Consider the following 19,494-nt stretch of genomic DNA (forward strand, 5'->3'; position numbering starts at 1 on the left):
GCGTGCTCTGCCTGACCGTCGGGTGCGCGCTCTCGCTGCTCGGTCTCGGTTGCGCCAACGGAGAAGGAGAGGGGGAGGTGACGGGGGCGGTGTTCGCGCCGGAGTGCGGCATCGACGACGCCACGTGGGACCTGCGCCCCAACTTCTTCGTGCAAGACACGAACATGAACACGGCCGTGATCCGCGTGCAGCACGGCAGCGACTACCAAGACCGCAGCGACGGCCTCGTCATCTCCATCGGCGACCTGGAGGAGGTGGGCGCGAACCTGGGCGTGCCGTTCGACCTCGCCGACCCCGAGTCGCCCATCGCCATCACGCTCACTCTCGCTGGGACGTGCCAGCCTGGGCGACGTGACCCTTCGGTCGTGCTCATCGCGCGCGCCGGCACCATCACGTTCGAGGCTCTGCACGACCCCCGGTCCGACAGCGGTCCGGAGACGCGCGCCACCTTCAGCGGTGTGACGATGGACGACGGCGAGGAGCCACCGTCGACGGCCACGCTCGTGGGAAATTTCTCGTTCCTGTTCGCGCGCGGGCGCCCGGGCCAGCGCTTTCCGTGAGGTCCAAGCGACCGGTCGCGCGTGGGCCACGCGCTGGGGCGTCCCTTCCAGCGTCGGTCTCGGGGGTCGTCGAGCGTCTCGCCAGCGGGGGCGATGGCGTCCTGAGCACGCCGTTCGGTGACGTGCACTGCGCGGGGGCGTTCGCGGGTGAACGCGTGCGGCTGTCGGGGCTGCGACGCAAGGGCAAGCGCGTCCAAGCGAGCCGAGTCGAGATCCTCGAGGCGTCTCCCGCCCGGCGTGACCCTCCATGTGCTCACGCCGCGTCCTGTGGCGGCTGCCCGTTCATGGCGCTGACCCCCGAGGCCCAGCGTGACGCGCGCCTAGGCCTGGTGGACCAGGCGCTGCGCCATGCTCGCGTCGCTCCCATCCATCCTCTGGAGCACGACCCCGCCGGCGCGTCGCAGCCTCTCGCGTATCGAGGGCGGGCCCGCATGCGCTTCGAGCGCGGCGTCCTCGGTTACCGCAGCGCGGGCTCCGCCACGGTCGTTCCCGTCACGCGTTGCCTGGTGCAGGCGGCGGCCATCGCCGAGGCTGCGGCCGCATTGAGCGCGTCGCTCGCGGCTCTCCACGCGGAGCAGGCCCTGCCACCGCTCGACGTTCATCTCGGGACCGGCGCGCGCGGTGCAGTCGTCGCGCTGCGCTGCGAGCAGCCGCTCCCCGCCGAGCTCTACGCGATGCTCGAGGGGTTGGTGGCCGCCGAGGCGCTGCAGGGTGCGGGGGTCCTCGCGGGCGGCGCCACGCGCCATGCGCACTTCGGAGACCCGAGCGAGGTGGCCGCGAGGCTCCCCCCCGGCGCGGGCGTCAGTCCCTTGCGCGTCCCGCTCGGAGGATTCTCTCAAGCGAACCCGACGGTCAACGCCGCGCTCGTCGCTACCGTGGTGGCCTGGGCGGACGCCGCGCAGCAGCCCACCCTCGAGCTCTATGCGGGCAGCGGGAACCTCAGCGTGGCGCTGGTGGAGGCCGGCGCCCTGCTGACGACGGTGGAGCACGACGCAGCCGCGGCGGCGTTGGCGGCGGAGAACCTACGTGAGCGCGGGCTCTCGGCCACAGCGCATCACCGAGATGTCGTCGACGCGCCTCGCGCGCGCTTCTCGCGGGTCGTCTTGGACCCTCCACGCGAGGGGGCGCTGCGGGTCCTCGAGAGCCTCGTCCGCGTGCAGCGCCCCGAGCGCGTCGTCTATGTGTCGTGTGATCCCCGCACGCTGGCGCGGGACCTCGCGGTGCTGGTGGAGGCTGGCTACGTGCTGGAGCGCGTTCGTGTGTTCGACATGTTCCCGCAAACGCCACACGTGGAGTCGGTCGCGCTCCTCACGCGCGCGGCTTGATACCGCCGGCGATGCGTCGTACGACCACCGCGACACCCGATGCGTTGCCCCTTCTGTAGCAAGCTCGACAACAAGGTCATCGACTCTCGCCTGTCTCAAGCGGGCGAGGTGGTACGGCGTCGGCGTGAGTGCGAGGGCTGCGGCCGTCGCTACACCACCTACGAGCGCATCGAGCAGACGTTGCCGCTGGTGGTGAAGAAGGATGGACGACGCCAGCCCTACGACCGGGTCAAGTTGCTGGCGGGCTTGCGTCGGGCGTGCGTGAAGCGGCCCGTCTCGGCCGAGACCCTGGAGCGGCTGCTGAATCGCCTGGAACGTCAGCTGGTGGACACCGGCGATCCGGAGGTCAGCTCGGCGTTGTTGGGCGGGAAGGTCCTGAGCGCGCTACGGGACACCGATCCCGTCGCCTACGTGCGCTTCGCCAGCGTCTACCGTGAGTTCCAGAACGCAGAAGAGTTCATGGACGAGCTGCGCACGCTCGTGGACGAGAGCGGCGGCTGAGCGATGGGCGCACCCGACCAAGCAGACCAGCGCCACATGCGTCGCGCGCTGCGGCTCGCCCGACGTGGGGACACCAGCCCCAACCCGCAGGTCGGCGCAGTCTTGGTGCGCGACGGCGAGGTGGTAGGCGAGGGGTATCATACGCGCGCTGGTGCGCCACACGCCGAGGTCGAAGCGCTGAAGAGCGCCGGGGCGGCTGCGCGAGGGGCGACCCTGTACGTCACGCTCGAACCCTGCAACCACCATGGGCGCACTCCCCCGTGCACCGAAGCGGTCATCGCGGCGGGCGTCAGCCGGGTCGTGGTGGGAGCGCTCGACCTCCATCCCCACGTGCCTGGTTCCGCCGAACGGTTGCGCGCAGCCGGCATCGTGGTGGAGCGCGGAGTGTGCGGCGAGGAGGCTGCTGCGCTGGTCCGGCCGTTCTTCAAGCACCTCACCACGGGCCTCCCCTACGTGTGCATCAAGGCGGCCGTGACGTTGGACGGACGCATGGCCACGCGGACGTTCGACAGCAAGTGGATCACGTCTGACGCCAGCCGCAAGGAGGCGCACCGCTTGCGCGCGGAGAGCGACGCGGTGCTGGTCGGCGTGTCGACGGTGCTGGCCGACGATCCCCGCCTGAACGTGCGCGCGGTCGAAGGGCGCGATCCGCTTCGCGTCGTCGTTGATACGTCACTCCGGACCCCTGTCGATGCGGCCGTGCTGCAAGGAGAGCCAGGGGCGACGCTGGTCCTGCACGCCGCAGACGCGTCCCCCGCGCGAGTGGAGGCGCTGCGCGCCGCCGGCGCCGTCGTGCACGACGTCCCCCGGGGGCCCAGTGGGCTGGACCTCGGCGCGGTGCTGCGGGTCCTCGGGGAGCGCAACGTGGTGCGCCTGCTGGTCGAAGGCGGGGGGCGCGTGCATGGTTCACTGCTGGACGCTGGGCTCGCGGACCACGCATCGGTGTTCGTGGCGCCCATCATCGTCGGTGACGCCGCGGCGCCTGCGTTTGCGTCGGGTCGGGGGAGCGATACGATGGCCGGCTCGTATCGCATCGCGAACGCGCGCGTGCGGCGGCGCGGACCAGACGTGTGGATGGATGGCCCGTTGGTGAAGGACCGATCGGAAGACAAATGACGACGATGCAAGACAGCATTGAGCGCGTGATGCGCGCCCTCGACGAAATCCGCGCCGGAAAGATGGTCATCCTCGTGGATGACGAGGACCGCGAGAACGAGGGTGACCTCGTGATGGCCGCGGACCTCTGCACGCCCGAGGCCATCAACTTCATGGCCAAGTTCGCCCGCGGCCTCATCTGCCTGCCGTTGACGGCCGAGCGCGTGGACGAGCTGGAGCTGCCGATGATGGTCAGCCAGAACCGCGCATCGCGCGAGACGGCCTTCACCGTGAGCATCGAGGCCCGCCGCGGCGTGACGACGGGCATCAGCGCAGCGGACCGATGCCATACGGTGCTCACGGCGGTGGATCCGGACGTGCGCGCGTCGGACATCGTGAGCCCCGGGCACATCTTCCCGCTGCGGGCCAAGCCAGGCGGCGTGCTCCAGCGCACGGGCCACACGGAGGGCGCCGTGGATCTCGCGCGTCTCGCAGGTCGCGCACCGGCCGGCGTCATCTGCGAGATCATGAAGGACGACGGCACCATGGCCCGCTACCCGGACCTGGTGGAATTCGCGAAAGAGCACGGGCTGCAGATCCTGAGCATCGCAGACATGGTCGCCTATCGCCTCACGCGCGAGCGCATGGTGCGCCCGGTGCGCAAGGCGGACGTGCTCATGCCCACGGGCAAGACCTGGACGGCGCACACTTACGAGGTGACGCTCGACGAGCGCCGTCAGTTCTTGGCCATGAGCTACGGGACACTCACGAGCGACCCGACCCTGGTGCGCGTCCACACGGGGAGCGTACTCGGGGACGTCTTCCAGGTACGCATGGGCGAACGCGTCCACATGAGCGACGCCATCGAGTGCATCGAGCGCGAGGGTTCGGGGGTGATCCTGTTCATCCCAGGCCCCCCGGACCCGGTCACCGACATCGCCTTCTACCTGGGCGAGCCCCTCGAGACGGCGCGTCCCGAACCCGGCGTGGTGCTGCGTGAGTATGGCCTGGGCGCCCAGGTGTTGAGCGGGCTCGGGCTCAGCCGCATCCGCATCCTCACCAATCGCCCACGGCGCCTGCCTAGCCTGGAGGGCTACCACCTCGAAGTGGTCGAGCAGCTGCTGGTGCAGCCCGGGCAGGCGGGTGAAGGCGCGCGCGTCGTCACCGCGGTCCCCGACTGAGCGCGAGAACCCGGCGCACCGCGACGAGCTCCGCCGGTCGGGCGGCCTTCGGGCTCGCGCGGGGGCGCGAAATGGGACAGAGTGCGTCCCGTCGGCGTGCGTCCCGACCCCAACGCTGGACCGAATCGGAGAACCACAGGCACATGACCGTCAAGACCTACGAGGGAGACCTCCGCGCACCCGAGGGGGCGCGCTTCGCCATCGTCGCCTGCCGCTTCAACCACTTGGTGGTGGACCGGCTGGTTGAGGGCGCGCTCGACGCCCTGCGGCGCTCGGGCGGTGTGGCCGAGTCGGACGTGGTCCTCGCGTGGGTGCCCGGGGCCTTCGAGCTTCCGCTCGCCGTGAAGCGGTTGGCGCAGTCCGGACAGTTCGCGGGCGTCATCGCGCTCGGCGCGGTCATCCGCGGGTCGACGCCCCACTTCGACTTCGTGGCTGGCCAAGCGGCATCGGGCGCGAGCGCGGCCATGCTCGCCACGGGCGTCCCCGTGGCCTTCGGGGTGATCACCACGGACGACATCGAACAGGCCCTCGAGCGCTCTGGCACCAAGGCCGGCAACAAGGGCTTCGAGGCGGCGCTCACCGCGCTCGAGATGGCGAGCCTGAGCGCCGCGTTGGGCCGCGACGGGCTCTAGGTCGAGTCGCGGTAGCCAGAGAGGACCCATGGGACAGCGACGAGACGGACGACAGGCGGCCCTCCAGGTGCTCTACCAGATGGACACGGTCGGCGTGTCTGCGGAAGCGGCGCTCAACCTCTACTGGGGGTCGCTGGCGAACGCCGACGAGACGCCAGACGGCCTGGCGAGCGCCGACGACGAGCTCCCAGAGCCGCTCGACGGCGACGCGCGGGCGTTCGTCGACAGGTTGGTGCGGGGCTTCGGCGACCGGCGCGAGGAGATCGACGCGACCATCCGGGCCGTGAGCCATCACTGGCGCATCGAGCGCATGACGCGTGTCGATCGCAACATCCTCCGTCTGTCGACCTGTGAGCTCATGCTCATGCCCGACGTGCCGCGGCGCGTGACCCTGAACGAAGCCATCGAGCTGGCCAAGCGCTTCGGGAGCGAAGGTAGCGCGGGCTTCGTGAACGGGGTGCTCGACCGCATCGCGTCCGAACTCCAGAAGGAGTGACCGGATGGACATCTCCTTCGTGCCCCCCGACCTGCGCCGCCTCGACAAGATCCGGCACGAGGCGCTCTCGGCTGTCCTGTTCGATGGAGAGTGGCCGCTGCGTGGGGCGCTGGGGCTGCTGGACTGGCGGCTCGGGGGGCGTGTCTCGCGCCTGATCCAGCGGGGCACCGTGGGCGGCTTGCGCGGGGAGTCGCTGTTGATTCCGGGTGAATCGAAGGTCGCTTTCGACAAGCTGTTCCTGCGCGGCGGCGGCGCTGCGGGCGCGTTCGACGGGGACGCGTTCGACGTGATCCTGGGGGAGATGCTGCACACGCTCACCCGCGCTGGCGTACGCAGCTCGGCGCTCGTGCTGCCCGGGCGCGCGCTCGGGCTCGTCACGCCGGCGGACGCCATGGAGCGTTTCCTCGCCGTGGTGAAGACCCATCCCGAGCACGACGAGATCTCGCTGGTGGAGGCTCCGGACGCGCAGCGCGAGATGGAGCCCGTGCTCCTCCGCGCGCGACGCGCGGCGAGCGTCTACGAAGACTGACTGGCGGCGCGGCTCAGCGACCGTCCGCCGAGGGGAGCCACCATCGGTCGAGGGGTGAGGCGTCGTCGTCATCCGGCGTGCGCCACCAGGTGTCGTCCCCCTCGGCTCCTGACCGAGCCTCCCCTCCGCTGTCCCACCAGGGCAGCCCAGGTTGGACGCTGGCATCCCGTTGCGCGCGGGACGCCGCCCGCTGCCACCAGAGCCACCCGGCGGGCAAGGGGGGCTCTCGCTCGGGCGCGACGTGCAGGGTGAACCCCACCTGTTGGCGCCGTACGCGGATCCGAGGCCAGCGCAGCGTCACGAGCACGTCCGCGAGGCAGCGCTCGAGGGCGCCTCCAGGGAGCACCGACACGAGGCCCACGTGCTCCTCGCGCTCCAGCACCATGCGCACGCGCACGGTGCGCAGCGTGGGGTCGGCGGCCTGCGCCGCGTTCAGGCAGGGGGTGAGCTGCGCCAGCTGCGCCAGCGCGTAGGCCTGCACGTCCGCCGCGCTTGCCGTGCGCGCGGCGGGAGCCTCGCCCGTCGTCGTTTGGTCGGGCCGCGGCGCGGGACGGGTGTCCTGCGCGGGGGCGTCGTGGGTCGCCAGTTCCGTTGCGCGATGAGCGCGGGCATCCAGGAGCGCGGCGCGCAGCTCGGGGTGCGCACCTGCCGACGTCACGTAGCGCTCCAGGCGGTCGCGCATCGTGACGTCGCCCAACGCGTCGATGGCGAGGGTCGCGACGACCAGCGCGCGGGGGTCCTCGCGGAACTCGGCGTCGGCGCGGTAGCGCTCGACGAACGCCAGCAACGAGGGCAGCGCGTCTGGTCCGCCCCAGCGCACCAGCTGGGTGATCAGCGCCGGGAGCGCCGCGGGGGGAGTCGCTGGGTCATTCAGGTGCGGCAGCAGCGCGCCGTAGGCGTCGTGACGGTCGGCGCCCGCGAGGGCGGGGAGGATGACCTCGAGCGGCGGCGGTGGTCGTGGCCCGTCGTCCGCGAGGAAGTCGTAGTGTTGGTTCAGGGCGTCGACCAACGAGTCGGTGTCGTCCCTCCGCGCGCGGAGCGTCATGGCGATGGCGTCGCGCACGGGAGGCTCGGTGCGCGGATCCTCGTAGGCGTCCAGCAGAGCTCGCGCGACGCTCACGCCCGCGTCGACCAGCAGGTGCGCGGCGTAGACCTGGTCGCCGACGAAGCGCGCATCTCGCACGTGGAGCACGCGCAGGAGATCCTGCTCGGCTCCCGCTGAGTCGAGGGCGCGGACGGCGCGTGTCCGTCGACCTACCGCGCGCACAGCGATGGCCGCTCGCACCGGAGGGAGACGCCGCTCGTAGCGCGCGGAGCCATCGTCTGGGTGGAGGCCGAGCAGCACGCCGTCTGCGTGCAGCAGCACGAGGCCATCGGGTGTCGCGAGGGTCGCCACGGGCGCGTCCCGGAGGGCGTGCGCAAAGCGCAGCGTACCGTCTCCATCGAACGCGAACACGTGCCCTCGCGTGACCACGTACGACCGATCGGAGCGCGGGGTCGGGGACGGCGACAAGGGGGTGCGCGCGAAGTGGACCGGCGCCGGCCGGGCGGGTTCGTCCGCCGCCGGGACCACCACGCTCCACGTGTCGGGCTCGATGCGCGCCCGGAAGGGTGGGGCGGGGACCAACGCCGTATCGGGGTCGAGCACGGCGTCCACGCGCTGCTGGGTCGCTACGCCAGGCTGCAGCGCATACACACGCTCGCCGCCGTAGAACACGTCGCCGCCGTCGATGCGCGTCCACCGGATCGTGTCGTCGCCCGACCGACGCCGCGCCAACTCGGCTCCATTGGCGGCGTCCAGCAGGAGCAGCTCGTGGCCATCGTGGGGAACCAGCAGGACGCCCCCCCGCAGCAGGGGCGCGCCGAGCTCGCCGTCCGCAGGCAACGCCCGGGTCACCTCGAGGCCGGCGTCCGTGGTCCGCGCGAGCACGATCCGGCCCCGGCGGGGCCCTTCGGACTCGACCAAGACGGCGCGTGCTCCTTCGAGCGCCCCCCCGATCAGCGTGGCTGCGGGGCTGCGCGCGAGCGACCCGCGCATCCCCCCATCCGGCCAACTCAGCCATCTCACGCTGTCATCGTTCGTCACGCAGATGGCCGCGCCACAGTCCGCGAGCTGTGTCGCCGCCGCGGGGGCACGATGCGTGACCTCTCCGCGCTCGTCCACGAAGAGCAGATCCCCCGTTGTGGTCAGCAGGGCGAAGCCCGCCGGACGGTCGACGAGGGGCGCCGCGGAGAGGCGCTGCGCCAGGCCGTCCAGCGCCTCCGTCGCGTTCGCGAGGCGGCGGGGGTCGGCCGTGGTCGGCGCTCGCGCGCTGCACGCGAGCAGTGACGCCGCGATCAGCGCGCTGATCGAACGCGTCGCGTCGTGCAAGCGCGCGAACCCTCTCACGGCGTCTCGCCTCCGGCCGTGCTCGCGCCCGTCGCTCCGTCGCCAGCGCTCTCGCCTGCGCCCGCACCGCCGCGAGCCCGCGGACGCAGGGGGATGCGCCGAATCGAGCGCTCCAGATCCGCGCGCAGGGCCGCAGGCGCCGAGGCCGGGAGCTCACGCAGCCACTGCGCCAGGAAGCCGCGCACCTCGAGCCCTGCCACCTCGAACAACCGGTGCAGTACGTCTCGCTTCTGGTCCCAGGAGATGTCGGTACGGCGCACGATGCGCGCATAGCCTTCGAGCATGGCGCTGAGGGGGATGGTCCCGAGGTGCACGTGAAAGCGTGGCAGGTCCTCCTCTCGTGCCAGCGCGCCGATGGAGCGGGCCGCGTCGTGGACGCCACGCTCCAGGGCCGTGAACAAGCGGGGCAGCGCGGCGCGCGCGTCCATGTCGCCCAGGGCCCGCGCGCAGACGGACCGCACGCTCGCGTCCACGTCCGAGAGCCCTCCACTCACCGCGTCGCGCGCGACGTCGTTGCGGAGGGCCGCGAGCGCCAGGTACGCACGGCGACGTGCACCGGCGCGCCGATGCCGGGACAAGGAGACGAGCGCGGGGACGGCGCGAGCGTCGGCGCGGTCGCGCAATGCGTCGATGGCCGCGTCGACCTCGGCGTCGCTCTCGCCACCGAGCGCACGCCCGATCAGCGCGTCCAGATCTCCCGCGGTATCGGTGGAGCGCGCTTCAGTCACGGCGCGCTGCGCGGCGACCGGCGCCGGGACGGATCCCGAGAGCACCACGAGGACCGACAACGCCGCCAGGGCGCGCCGCACCCGCGCGGGGCGGGTGGTCGGGCGCGGAGCGGGGCGTCGAGGGCGCGTACGGACCATCACGTTCGCGAGAGTGCCACACGGTCCCGGCGACGGCCCGCACGAAGCGTAGCGCTGGTGGGCGGCGAGACCCCGACCGAGGGCCATCTTCGAGGTCGTCGACTGGCACATGCGCCGACGTGCGGCGAGCCCGAGGCGCGCTCGTGGCGGCGTGTGCCCAGCTCGCATGGGCCGAGATCAACTGCTACGCCTCACGGGTGCCGCGCAGCCTCCTCACCTCGCTCAGAGCGCACCTCACGTCTCGCCGCAACCTCCTCGCCGCCTGCGCCATCCTCGGGTCGGTGCTCGTCGTGTGCGACCAGCGGGGGGTGCGCGCCGCGGACAGCGTTCCCAGCGCCCTGGCAGCGGCGCTCTCCGCCGAGGGCCTCGAGCTGGATCCAAGCTCCATCATCTGGATCGACGACCCCGCGGCGCCGACGACGCCCCGCTCCGCGCTGTTCATCGCAGCCTCCGCGCGAGGCGACTCGGAGGTCTACCACGCGCGGGTACGAACGGGAGAGTCGGCCGTGCTGGGGGTATACGCGCTCAGCAACCTGACGCGCACCGCGGGCGCCGACGAGTTTGCGCTGACGCGGGTGGACGAGCAGTCCGCGGTGTACCTCAGCCGCGTACTCGACGGTGTGGACGCTCTCACCCTGGTCGACCTGCGCGGCGAACCGGCGGCCCTCACGGCCGGCTGGTCGGCGCGCACGCGCGCGCAGAACGGCATCACGAACTTGCAGGAGACCGGCCGCGTGGCTGGCTTCGGGCGCACGCGCGTGTCGTTCGCGTCGTCTCTCCCGGACGCCAGTCTCACCGTGGCACCAGGTCGTGTCGACGTCACCGCCCCCGATGTCTCCGTGAGCATGCAGCGCGCGGACGGCGCCTGGCGGGCCGTGTCGGGCGCGGAGCACGTCGAGGTGCGGCCCGCCGAGAAGGGCGAGCCAGGGACCATCACCTGGGTCGTGGACAGCGTGCGCAACCTCAGCTTCGTAGGCCCGGAGCCCATCGCTTGGTTGGAGCATCGCGTCTTCGGCGTACGCGACGTGCTGCAACGGGCTTGGTACCGCGTGGCGGGGGCATCAGCGGCCGAGTCCGAGGCCGAGGCCGCCGCCGACCTGGCGTTGGAGCCCCAGAGCGCGCGCCGCGCCGAGCTCTCCGTGACGGATCCGGAGCTGGGCTGGCCCCCGGCACCGCTGACCCCTCGGGTCGAAGGTCGGGCGACCGGGGAGGGCGAGTGGAACCCCATCGTCGACGATCCGTTCGTGCGCTCGTACCCCAACGCGCCTCCTGCGTTCTACTCGACGCACCTGCGCGTGGATCCAGAGCGCCCCTACACGCGCGTCTACATGGTGGTGTGGGATCCGCGGCAGGTGCAGCTGCGCGTGATGACGGGGACGCGCGAGCCAGAGAGCGCGACGGGTGAGACCGGCCCCGGGCTGGTTCCCCGCGACGACGAGACCATGCGGCGCGTCGTCGCGGGCTTCAACGGCGGCTTCCAGTCGCTGCACGGCGAGTTCGCCATGATGAGCGAGGGGCGGGTCTACCTCCCGCCGAAGCCGTTCGCGGCGACGGTCGCCGTGTACCGCGACGGTCGCACCTCCATGGGCTCCTGGCGCGATCCCCCCGAGGGCGTGACCACCTTCGAAGAGGAGTGGGCGCTGTCGCAGATCCCGGCCGACGTCGTGGAGATGCGTCAGAACCTCACCAGCGTCGTCGAGGGCACCGACGTGAACCCCTGGCGCCGCTGGTGGTGGGGTGCCGCGCCGTCCAACGACGGTCAGCAGGTGTTCATCCACCGCTCGGGCATGTGCCTCACGAGCGAGGGGTTCATGGTCTATTTCTGGGGCAAGGCCATGAGCTCCGAGGCCTTGGCGGAGGCGATGCTGGCCGCGCGGTGCGTGCGCGGGCTGCACCTCGACATGAACGACCGCCACACCGCCTTCGAGCTGTACAACGTGCAGCCCGCGACTGAGCCCTTCGCGGACCTGGGTCGCCCGATCGATCGCGAGCTCGAGTTCGAGATGAGCGTCCCCGACACGGGCAATGGCTACCACATGCGCGGACGGAAGCTTGTGCGCTCGATGACCCCGATGCGCTTTCCCCGCTACATCCAGCGCGATCCACGCGACTTCTTCTACCTCACCCTGCGCCCCACGCTGCCGGGCCCCGACGTACCGCTCGGCGAGGGACACGCCGAGGGGGAGGGCGTGTTCGACACGAGCGGTCTACCCCACGCGGGCTGGCCCCACGCGTTCGCGCGCGCCTACCTGGGGCCGGAGCCGGGCCACCGCACGTGGTTGGTGCGCATCGACCCGCGCCGCGCTCCACCGCGTGCGCTCGCGCCAGAAGGGCAGACCCGCGCCCTCGCATACCTGACCGACGCGTCCGCGCAGCGGGGCCCCCTCGCGCTCTACGCCACGCAGGGCTTCGTGGGTCGTCGCTACGCCATCGGATCCGCGCCAGAAGACGCCGTCGTCGTGCTCCGCGGCCGGGCGCTCCGTGACGTGCCCACCGCCGAGGCGGCCATCGCCGTCGACGAAGACGGGTTCCTGGTCTACGCCGAACGTCAGGCTGGGGACACCCAGTCGTTGCTGCAGCGGCTGACGGAGGCTGGGCTCGAAGGCGCGATGGCGCTCGAAGGGACGGTCCGCCTGGCCTTCGTCGTCGGCGCACAGACCGTGGCCCCCGATGCGTTCGAACGGTCCGTGGCACCCGATGCCGCGTTGGCGTTCATCGCGGACGAGCGCCCGGAGACGGAGGTGCTCTTCCCCGAAACCCGGCCGCGGCCCTACATGGAGTGGGGTCGCATCCAGGACACGCGGGTGCGCTACCGGTACGAGGCCGGTCGCACGCGGCGGTTCTCGCGGGTGGGCGGGGAGCAGTGAGCTCCGGGTCCGCTGGGGGCGCGCCGGGCCCGGTCCGAAAACGGTAGCGTTATCGCGCTATTGACCGGCTTCACGACGATTGTCTATCATCGCGCGTTCTCGGAACCCAAGCGCGCACGAAAGACCCCCCTGTGAAGCAGCCCATCCCCTTCGGCAACTATCTCTTGCTGGAGCGAGTCAACATCGGCGGAATGGCCGAGGTCTTCAAAGCCAAGGCCTTCGGCGTGGAGGGGTTCGAGCGCCTCGTGGCGGTCAAGCGCATCCTATCGAGCATCGCGGAGGACCAAGAGTTCATCACGATGTTCATCGATGAGGCGAAGATCGCCGTGCAGCTGTCGCACGCGAACATTTGCCAAATCTTCGACCTCGGCAAGGTGGGTGATAGCTACTTCATCGCGATGGAGTTTTGCGCGGGCAAGGACGTGCGCGCCATCTTCGACCGCGGACGCAAGCGCAAGGAGACCGTGCCCATCCCGATGGCCTGCTACACCATCATGAAGGTGTGTGAGGGCCTCGACTATGCACACAACAAGCGCGACGCGGCGGGTCGCGACCTGCACTTGGTGCACCGTGACGTCAGCCCTCAGAACCTGCTCGTCACGTGGGACGGCGAGATCAAGATCGTCGACTTCGGCATCGCGAAGGCAGCGAACAAAGCGGGAAAGACGCAGGCTGGCATCCTCAAGGGGAAGTTCGGCTACATGTCGCCGGAGCAGGTCCGTGGGCTCCCGATCGACCGCCGCTCGGACGTGTTCGCGGTGGGCATCTGCCTGTACGAGCTGCTGACGGGCGAGCGCCTGTTCTACGGGGACAGCGACTTCAACACGCTCGAGATGGTTCGCAACGTGGAGATCGTCCCCGCAACGACCTACAACAAGCACATCCCTCAGGAGCTCGAGCGCATTCTGCTGAAGGCGCTCGCGAAGGACGTCGACGATCGCTACCAGACCGCGATGGACCTCCACGACGACCTACAGTCGTTCATGTACACGAGCGGAAACTTCTTCGCGCGGAAGGATCTCAGCGCCTACATGCGCCAGACCTTCGCCGAGGAGGTCGCCAAGGAAGCGGCGCGCGACGAGCAGTACCGCAAGATCAAGGCACCACAGGCAGCTCCTCCCGCTCGGAGCGCAGCCAAGGGGCCGTCCACCTCGCCGGTCTCATCCGGCGCCAACGCCTCGAGCCAGGGTCAGGGTTCAGCCACTATGTCCAACGCACCACCACTTCCCCCCGGCGGCGGCTCTCCGAAGAAGCCCGTCAACCAGCCCAGCCAGACGATCCAGGGCACGCCCTCCCTGCGTGGCGGCAGCCTGCCTCCACCCATCCCTCCGCAGGCGGGTCGCCCGAGCGCGCCGACGCCTCCCCCGGCGCCGCCCAAGCCTGCGGCTCCCACCGTCATGGACATGGACTGGGACGACGACGGCGAGGCGACGCAGATCTACGACAAGTTCGACGAGCTGGACCTGGCCACGCCGGCGAGCACGTCGTCCACGCTCTCGGGTGGGCTCTCGGCCCCGATCGTCTCGCCGGGGCCGATGGGGAACCCGTCGCCCTTCGACGACCTCCCGCGTACGTCGGAGCCCGTGGCGCAGCCCAAGGCGAACGAACCCGCCCCCGCCGCGACGCCCGCGAAGGCCGCCGCGGCGCCCGCCAGCGAGAAGAAGGGCATGGGTCCGATGGTGATCGGGCTCGTCGCCGTCCTGCTCGGCTTGGCGGCGGCCGCGTGGTTCCTGTTGGCCAAGGACCCGGGGACCATCCGCCTCGCGACCGATCCACCGGACGCCGAGGTCTACATGGACAGCGTCCGCGTCGCCGGCTCCAGCAGCCCGTTCATCATCACGAACGTCGCCCCGGGCGTGCCCCACATCATCGAGGTGCGCCGCGAAGGGTACCGCGAGTGGTCTGCGCCGATCACCGTACAGCGCGGCCAAGAGCTGTCGATGGACGCGGTCGCCCTCATCGCCGAAGGCGGCGCTGCGCCTGGCGCCACCGGCGGGTTCACGTTGAACACCTCACCTCCCGGAGCGACCGTGTTCGTGGATGGCAACCGCGTACCCGGAACCACCCCCGTCACGGCCAGCGACTTGAGCGCTGGTCCGCATCAGGTGCGCGTGACCATGTCGGGGCACGCTCCGTGGGAGGACGAGATCGTCGTGGCCGCCGGGCAGACGGTCGCGGTGCCGAGCGTGTCGCTGAGCCCCGCCGAGATTCAGGTCCGCTTCACGTCGGCGCCCGCAGGGGCGAGCGTGGTGCTGGTGAACGCGCAGGGGCGTGAGCGCCGCATCGGCGTCACACCGACCGAGATCGACGTGGACATGGATCACGGGCCCTACACGGTGCGCATGACCCTCGATGGCCACGACGACTGGACGGGCCCGCTGCGCGTCGAGGGCGGCGCGCGGGAGGCCACCGTGGAGGGGACGCTCGAGCGCGCCGGGCGGGTTGCGACGGGTGGCCCAGACCGCCCCGCGGCGACTGGCGGAACGGGCGGCAGCTCGATGGCCTCCGGAGACGCCGAGATGGGCGGCAGCGCGGTCACGCCCCCGCCGGCCGAGACGCCGATGAGCGGGGGCACGGGGCCGGGCACCCTTCGCATCAACACGCGCCCGTGGTCCCAGGTCTACGTGGATGGCCGCCTGATCGGCAACACGCCGCAGATGAACATCTCGCTGCCAGCTGGCAGCCATCGCGTGACGCTCGTGAACCCGGACTTCAACATCCGTCAGAGCGTGAGCGTCAACATCGAGGCTGGACAGGTCACGACGCGGGTGCTGACGCTCGACCGACCCGAGTAGGGCGCGGGCACCTGCCCAGCGCCTCGTCGAGGCGTTGGGTGGTGGGCGGCCTCACTCCGTGCGGTTGCGCACGCGCAGCAGCGGCCCGTCCACCAGGGTCCCATCTTGCCCCACCACCAGCTCGCGGCGGAAGCTCGAGAGCTGACCGTCGCCGTCGAGGTCTGCGCGCGCCTCGACACGCACCAACGTCGTCCCGGCCGCGGCCTGGACGCTGCAGCGGGCGTGGCTGACCTCTACCCGGTACTGGAACCGTCCAGGCCGGGAGGGCTGAAACCCGAGCGCGGTCCACGTGGTCGATCCGGGGGTCTCCGGCGACTGGAAGTCGGCGGCGGTGGGCTCTGGGCCGACTTCGGCGGGGGTCGGGCCAGCGCTGGCTGGGAGACAGCGGGTGCGCGTGGCGCCTCGCACCTCGTGTGGCGCGGCGTAGTAGCTGGCGACGGCGCGCGTGAGCGCGTCCAGCTCGTGCTCCATGCGTGTGAACTTGCTCAGCTCCAGGCGGTCCAGAAAGGCCGGAACGAACATGCAAAGGGCCACGCCGATGACGGAAATGACGAGCGAGACCTCGATCGCCGTCCATCCGCCGTCGTGCTGCCGATGCGCCACGCTGAACCGGTAGCAGGCGCGCCCGCGCGCATCAAGGGTCACGCCGCGGACCGTTCGCGGGCATGCGACGCGTGCCGACCACCAAGTAGCGATCGAGATCGAGGTAGGGGTAGTCGCTGGCTCGTGCCGCCTCGTGCGCCCGGGCCTCGGCCTCCGCCAGGACCGCCTCGGCCCCTGCCCGGAGCCGCTGTAGGCGCACGTTCAAGTCGGCGCGCTCGGTGGGGTCGTTGGTGAGCGCGATGCGATGCTCGATCACCCGCACGGCGCGGTCGGACTCGCCGAGCTGGCTCAGCAGCGACCCGGCGTCTATCGCGAGCCATGGGGGGCCGGCGCCCAGCCGGAGGGCGCGTTCGGAGAGCCGAGCCGCCGTACGTCGCCAGGCCTGGCGCTCCTCGTCCGTGCCCTGAAACACGGGGAGCAGCTCGTAAAGGATAGTGGAGGCCGTGTCCCAGGCCAGCTGCCCGTCCTCGGGCAGGCGGTCTGACCCCGTGACCATGTAGGCGACGGCACGCCTCTGTGTTTCAGGGTCGGTGCTGACGCGCAGATAGAAGGGGACCATTCCGGCCAGGTTGTAGATCGGCGCAAAGTGAGGATCGAGCGTGGACAGCGCGTTCGCGTAGTTGAGCACGAAGCTGGCCGCGGTGCTGTGTCGCAAGCTCTCGTTGTAGTACAGCAGCGCACGCATCCAGAGCAGGTCTGCGAGCACCTCCCGATATCCGAGGCTCATTGCGACGAGCACACCCTCCTCGGCTGGCAGATAGTACACGTCTTCGGGCGTCTGAGCGTTGGAGTTCGCCGTGAAGCTGGTTGCGCGCAGCGCGGACACCGCAACCAACAGCACCAGCGAGGCGACCGTCAACCCGATTCTCGGCACGGCGAAACGGTAGCATTAAAGCAAGACGGCCGCAGGGGATGTGCCCTCGCGGCCGCCGACTCAGGTCGAACGGGAAGACTAGTCGAGCTCGTTCTGAACGTACATCGGGCCGTGTCCCAGGCCCGCCGCTGGCATGACACCCATGGCCATCTCGAACAGCGAGGTGGCGCCGGTCCCGTCGAGGTTACCGTTGGCGGACATCGTGACCGCAGCGCCAGGCGCACCGTTGTTGCAGTTGACGCGGCTCTCGGTGATGCGGTAGTTATAGTACAGGTTGTCCGTGGGGCCCCAGCCGAGCCCAGACACACCCGGTACCTGCCCGGTGAGGCCAGCGGCATTGGTGCCTGACGTCTGGTCCCAAATCTGCTTGTCGCTGCTTGGCGTCATGCCCGTGTCCGCGTCGCCAACGAAACACGCCGACCGCGTTCGCTGGTTCGCAAGCCAGCCCTGGTCAACGTACTCGCGTGCGAAGTACGCTGTGGCGCTGTCCGCGAGGTTCCTCAGTTGAACACCGGCCTCCGCCGTCTTCGAGCGCGTCACGAAGCGTAGGAACGCAGGGATGGCGGTTGCGGCGAGGATGCCGATGATCACGACGACGATCATCAGCTCGATCAGGGTGAAGCCCTGGCTCTTCTTGCGTAGCAGCTTTTTCATGGAGTCCTTCTTTCCGGGGGCGGTGGACCGGGGTCCGACTTCGAGCCAACTGTTTGCGACAACCGTGCCAGCGCGAAAACCCACTAGAATGGGCGTGCGAATGCGGAGTGTGACGAAAAGTGTCGTCTCGGTGAAAGCGTCCTGACGAGATGCGTCACCTCACCAGCCTCCCGTCTGATACAGCACGGCCCGCCCCGCGATGGCCTCGAAGAGCACAGTGGAACCGTTGTCGTCGAGGTCAGCCATGGCCTGGGACACGAACCACCAGTCCACGTAGCCCGATGGATACTGCAGTGCGGGTGCGTTCGCGTAGCCTGCCTGCACGTTGTAGTTGAAGTACACGGGCCCGTCCGGGTCCACGCCCAGCATCCGGAACGGATTGGACGCGTTCGACCCATCCCATCCCTCGGATGTGTGTCGTCCCGTCGTGGTGGGCCAGAACGCGGACGTCGTGGTGCTGCCGTAGTATTGGCCGAACTCGGAGCGGTAGCTCTCTTGATTCATGCGGATGCGGCCCAGCACCGCGGGCGCCTCGGCGGCCCGAGCGCGGATGACCTGCCGCTGGAACGCCGGGATGGCGGTGGCCGCCAGGACCCCGATGATGACCACGACGATCATCAGCTCGATGAGGGTGACCCCCTGGACTCTGGACACTCGACGATGACGCAACATTGAGACGACCTCCGGCTAGCGGCGAGCCTACCACGCAAGCGTTGTGCCAGGTCAGGCCTCTTCGCCCACGTCGCCGCTGTCGGTGTCGCCGTCGCTGCCCGGGTCGTGCTTGGCCAGCCGGTAGCGAAGCTGCCGGAAGCTCATGCCCAGCAGGCCAGCTGCCTTGGTGCGGTTGCCGCCTGTGCGCTCGAGCGCCTGGCGGAGCAGCGACAGCTCGAGCGCCGCGAGGTGTGCCTCGAGGTCCAGGCCCTCCTCGGGCAACACCCCCACAGGGACGGGGGCGGCCTCCGCGCCGCGTTGAGGCACGAAGTCGGCGGCGACGATCTCGGGCCCGTTCGCCAGGGTCACGGCGCGCTCGATGGCGTTCTCGAGCTGACGCACGTTGCCAGGGAACGACTGCGCGCTCAGCCAGCGCAAGGCGTCGCTGGACAATTGCAGGTCGCGCCGCTGCAGCAGCGTGTGCTTGTGCAGCAGGTGGCGCGCCAAGACGGGGATGTCCTCCGGGCGCTCACGCAGCGGGGGCAGCTCGATGCGGATCACGTTCAGGCGGTAGAACAGGTCTTCTCGGAAGGTCCCACGCTTCACCTCGTCCTCCAGGTCGCGGTTGGAGGCGGCGACGATGCGCACGTCCACGGCCACTTCGCCGGCGCCGCCGACGGGGCGCACCTTGCGCTCCTGCAGGACCCGCAGGAGCTTCACCTGGAGGGGGAGGGGCAGCTCGCCGATCTCGTCCAAGAACAGCGTGCCCCCGTCGGCCTCCTGGAACAGCCCCTTCTTCCGGGCGACGGCCCCGGTGAACGCGCCCTTCTCGTGGCCGAAGAGCTCGCTCTCCATCAGCGCCTCGGGGAGCGCACCGCAGTTCACGACCACGAAGGCGGCGCGCGCGCGCTGACCGCTGAAGTGGAGCGCGCGCGCGACCACCTCCTTGCCGGTGCCACTCTCGCCCGTGATCAGCACGCTGCTGGGGGCGTCGGTGACGCGCTGGACCAAGTCGCGCACGCGCTGCATCCCGGCGCTGCTCCCGACGATGCCCAGCGCGTCGCCCTCGCGCTCGGCTCGGAGGGCACGGTTCTCGTCGACCAGCGCGCGCTTCTCGAGGGCCTTCTCGAGCGTCGCCAGCAGCTCCGCGTTGCGGAACGGCTTCGGCACGTAGTCGTACGCACCCTGGCGCATGGCGTCGACGGCCTGCTCTGTGGTGGCGTACGCGGTGATCATCAGCACCTGCGTGTGCGGGTCCCGCGCGCGAGCCGCGCGCAGCACGTCCATGCCGCTGCCGTCTGGCATGGTGAGGTCCGTCACGACGGCGTCGAAGGGCGCGAGTGTGTCAATCAGGGAGCACGCGGCCCGAGCGCCGGTGGCGGACTCGCAGGTGTACCCCGCGCGCCGCAGCAGGACCCCGAGCATCTCACGGACGCTGGGCTCGTCATCGACGATCAGGACGCGCGCCATGCGAGA

The 19,494-nt window shown here is 70.5% G+C and carries 17 protein-coding genes; 10 read left to right on the forward strand and 7 right to left on the reverse strand.

Going from position 1 to position 19,494, the window contains the following annotated elements; all coding sequences use genetic code 11:
- The first annotated feature begins 2 nt into the window (after positions 1–2).
- The 8 genes from H6726_14335 to H6726_14370 all read left to right on the forward strand — a co-directional run bounded on the left by H6726_14335 (position 3) and on the right by H6726_14370 (position 6,319).
- Positions 3–560: a hypothetical protein gene (locus tag H6726_14335; protein ID MCB9658826.1), complete on the forward strand. Its 558-nt coding sequence runs from the start codon at positions 3–5 to the stop codon at positions 558–560.
- Complete coding sequence (locus H6726_14340) at positions 557–1,885, forward strand: class I SAM-dependent RNA methyltransferase (GenBank protein ID MCB9658827.1); 1,329 nt, start codon at positions 557–559, stop codon at positions 1,883–1,885. The genes H6726_14335 and H6726_14340 overlap by 4 nt, the downstream gene beginning before the upstream one ends.
- Before the next feature lie 39 nt (positions 1,886–1,924).
- On the forward strand, positions 1,925–2,386 hold the full coding sequence (nrdR, locus tag H6726_14345; protein ID MCB9658828.1) for a transcriptional repressor NrdR: 462 nt from the start codon (positions 1,925–1,927) through the stop codon (positions 2,384–2,386).
- 3 nt (positions 2,387–2,389) lie between these two features.
- Positions 2,390–3,502 (forward strand): bifunctional diaminohydroxyphosphoribosylaminopyrimidine deaminase/5-amino-6-(5-phosphoribosylamino)uracil reductase RibD, encoded by a 1,113-nt coding sequence (gene ribD, locus H6726_14350; protein ID MCB9658829.1) that lies wholly within the window; start codon positions 2,390–2,392, stop codon positions 3,500–3,502.
- Positions 3,499–4,662 carry a 3,4-dihydroxy-2-butanone-4-phosphate synthase gene (gene ribB, locus H6726_14355; GenBank protein MCB9658830.1) on the forward strand — a complete coding sequence of 388 codons (1,164 nt, stop codon included), beginning with the start codon at positions 3,499–3,501 and terminating at the stop codon, positions 4,660–4,662. Before ribD ends, ribB begins: the two co-directional genes overlap by 4 nt.
- A 143-nt stretch (positions 4,663–4,805) precedes the next feature.
- A complete protein-coding gene (locus H6726_14360; protein ID MCB9658831.1) occupies positions 4,806–5,294 on the forward strand; it encodes a 6,7-dimethyl-8-ribityllumazine synthase in 489 nt (162 codons plus the stop codon).
- A gap of 28 nt (positions 5,295–5,322) precedes the next feature.
- Complete coding sequence (nusB, locus tag H6726_14365; GenBank protein MCB9658832.1) at positions 5,323–5,790, forward strand: transcription antitermination factor NusB; 468 nt, start codon at positions 5,323–5,325, stop codon at positions 5,788–5,790.
- A 4-nt stretch (positions 5,791–5,794) separates the two neighbouring features.
- Positions 5,795–6,319: a hypothetical protein gene (locus tag H6726_14370; protein ID MCB9658833.1), complete on the forward strand. Its 525-nt coding sequence runs from the start codon at positions 5,795–5,797 to the stop codon at positions 6,317–6,319.
- Positions 6,320–6,332: 13 nt separating this feature from the next.
- Here the strand turns inward: H6726_14370 and H6726_14375 are convergent, their stop codons facing one another.
- Positions 6,333–8,690: a hypothetical protein gene (locus tag H6726_14375; GenBank protein MCB9658834.1), complete on the reverse strand. Its 2,358-nt coding sequence runs from the start codon at positions 8,688–8,690 to the stop codon at positions 6,333–6,335.
- A gap of 14 nt (positions 8,691–8,704) precedes the next feature.
- Positions 8,705–9,577 (reverse strand): hypothetical protein, encoded by an 873-nt coding sequence (locus H6726_14380; protein ID MCB9658835.1) that lies wholly within the window; start codon positions 9,575–9,577, stop codon positions 8,705–8,707.
- A 116-nt stretch (positions 9,578–9,693) separates the two neighbouring features.
- On the opposite strand from H6726_14380, the gene H6726_14385 reads away from it, so the two are divergent.
- Both H6726_14385 and H6726_14390 read left to right on the forward strand, forming a co-directional pair.
- The gene (locus tag H6726_14385) at positions 9,694–12,441 is read left to right on the forward strand and encodes a hypothetical protein (protein MCB9658836.1); all 2,748 of its coding nucleotides are present in this window, start codon (positions 9,694–9,696) and stop codon (positions 12,439–12,441) included.
- A gap of 131 nt (positions 12,442–12,572) precedes the next feature.
- Positions 12,573–15,236, forward strand: a complete 2,664-nt coding sequence (locus H6726_14390) for a serine/threonine protein kinase (protein ID MCB9658837.1) — start codon at positions 12,573–12,575, stop codon at positions 15,234–15,236.
- Positions 15,237–15,287: 51 nt separating this feature from the next.
- Here H6726_14390 and H6726_14395 read toward each other — a convergent pair whose 3' ends face one another.
- From H6726_14395 to H6726_14415, 5 genes are all read right to left on the reverse strand, one after another.
- Positions 15,288–15,881: a hypothetical protein gene (locus tag H6726_14395; protein ID MCB9658838.1), complete on the reverse strand. Its 594-nt coding sequence runs from the start codon at positions 15,879–15,881 to the stop codon at positions 15,288–15,290.
- The gene (locus tag H6726_14400; protein MCB9658839.1) at positions 15,871–16,713 is read right to left on the reverse strand and encodes a hypothetical protein; all 843 of its coding nucleotides are present in this window, start codon (positions 16,711–16,713) and stop codon (positions 15,871–15,873) included. The genes H6726_14395 and H6726_14400 overlap by 11 nt, the downstream gene beginning before the upstream one ends.
- A 78-nt stretch (positions 16,714–16,791) precedes the next feature.
- The gene (locus tag H6726_14405; GenBank protein ID MCB9658840.1) at positions 16,792–17,367 is read right to left on the reverse strand and encodes a prepilin-type N-terminal cleavage/methylation domain-containing protein; all 576 of its coding nucleotides are present in this window, start codon (positions 17,365–17,367) and stop codon (positions 16,792–16,794) included.
- A 159-nt stretch (positions 17,368–17,526) separates the two neighbouring features.
- A complete protein-coding gene (locus H6726_14410; protein MCB9658841.1) occupies positions 17,527–18,021 on the reverse strand; it encodes a prepilin-type N-terminal cleavage/methylation domain-containing protein in 495 nt (164 codons plus the stop codon).
- 69 nt (positions 18,022–18,090) lie between these two features.
- Positions 18,091–19,488 carry a sigma-54-dependent Fis family transcriptional regulator gene (locus H6726_14415; protein MCB9658842.1) on the reverse strand — a complete coding sequence of 466 codons (1,398 nt, stop codon included), beginning with the start codon at positions 19,486–19,488 and terminating at the stop codon, positions 18,091–18,093.
- Positions 19,489–19,494: the final 6 nt, after the last annotated feature.

The organism is Sandaracinaceae bacterium, from assembly GCA_020633055.1.
Classification (GTDB): domain Bacteria; phylum Myxococcota_A; class Polyangia; order Polyangiales; family Houyiibacteriaceae; genus JADJJE01.

Bases quoted from the DNA above. Each gene is read 5' to 3' on its own strand.
- nrdR (MCB9658828.1), top strand. From the start codon at position 1,925: ATGCGTTGCCCCTTCTGTAGCAAGCTCGACAACAAGGTCATCGACTCT.
- H6726_14405 (MCB9658840.1), bottom strand. From the start codon at position 17,367: ATGAAAAAGCTGCTACGCAAGAAGAGCCAGGGCTTCACCCTGATCGAG.
- nusB (MCB9658832.1), top strand. From the start codon at position 5,323: ATGGGACAGCGACGAGACGGACGACAGGCGGCCCTCCAGGTGCTCTAC.
- H6726_14370 (MCB9658833.1), top strand. From the start codon at position 5,795: ATGGACATCTCCTTCGTGCCCCCCGACCTGCGCCGCCTCGACAAGATC.
- ribB (MCB9658830.1), top strand. From the start codon at position 3,499: ATGACGACGATGCAAGACAGCATTGAGCGCGTGATGCGCGCCCTCGAC.
- H6726_14415 (MCB9658842.1), bottom strand. From the start codon at position 19,488: ATGGCGCGCGTCCTGATCGTCGATGACGAGCCCAGCGTCCGTGAGATG.
- ribD (MCB9658829.1), top strand. From the start codon at position 2,390: ATGGGCGCACCCGACCAAGCAGACCAGCGCCACATGCGTCGCGCGCTG.
- H6726_14360 (MCB9658831.1), top strand. From the start codon at position 4,806: ATGACCGTCAAGACCTACGAGGGAGACCTCCGCGCACCCGAGGGGGCG.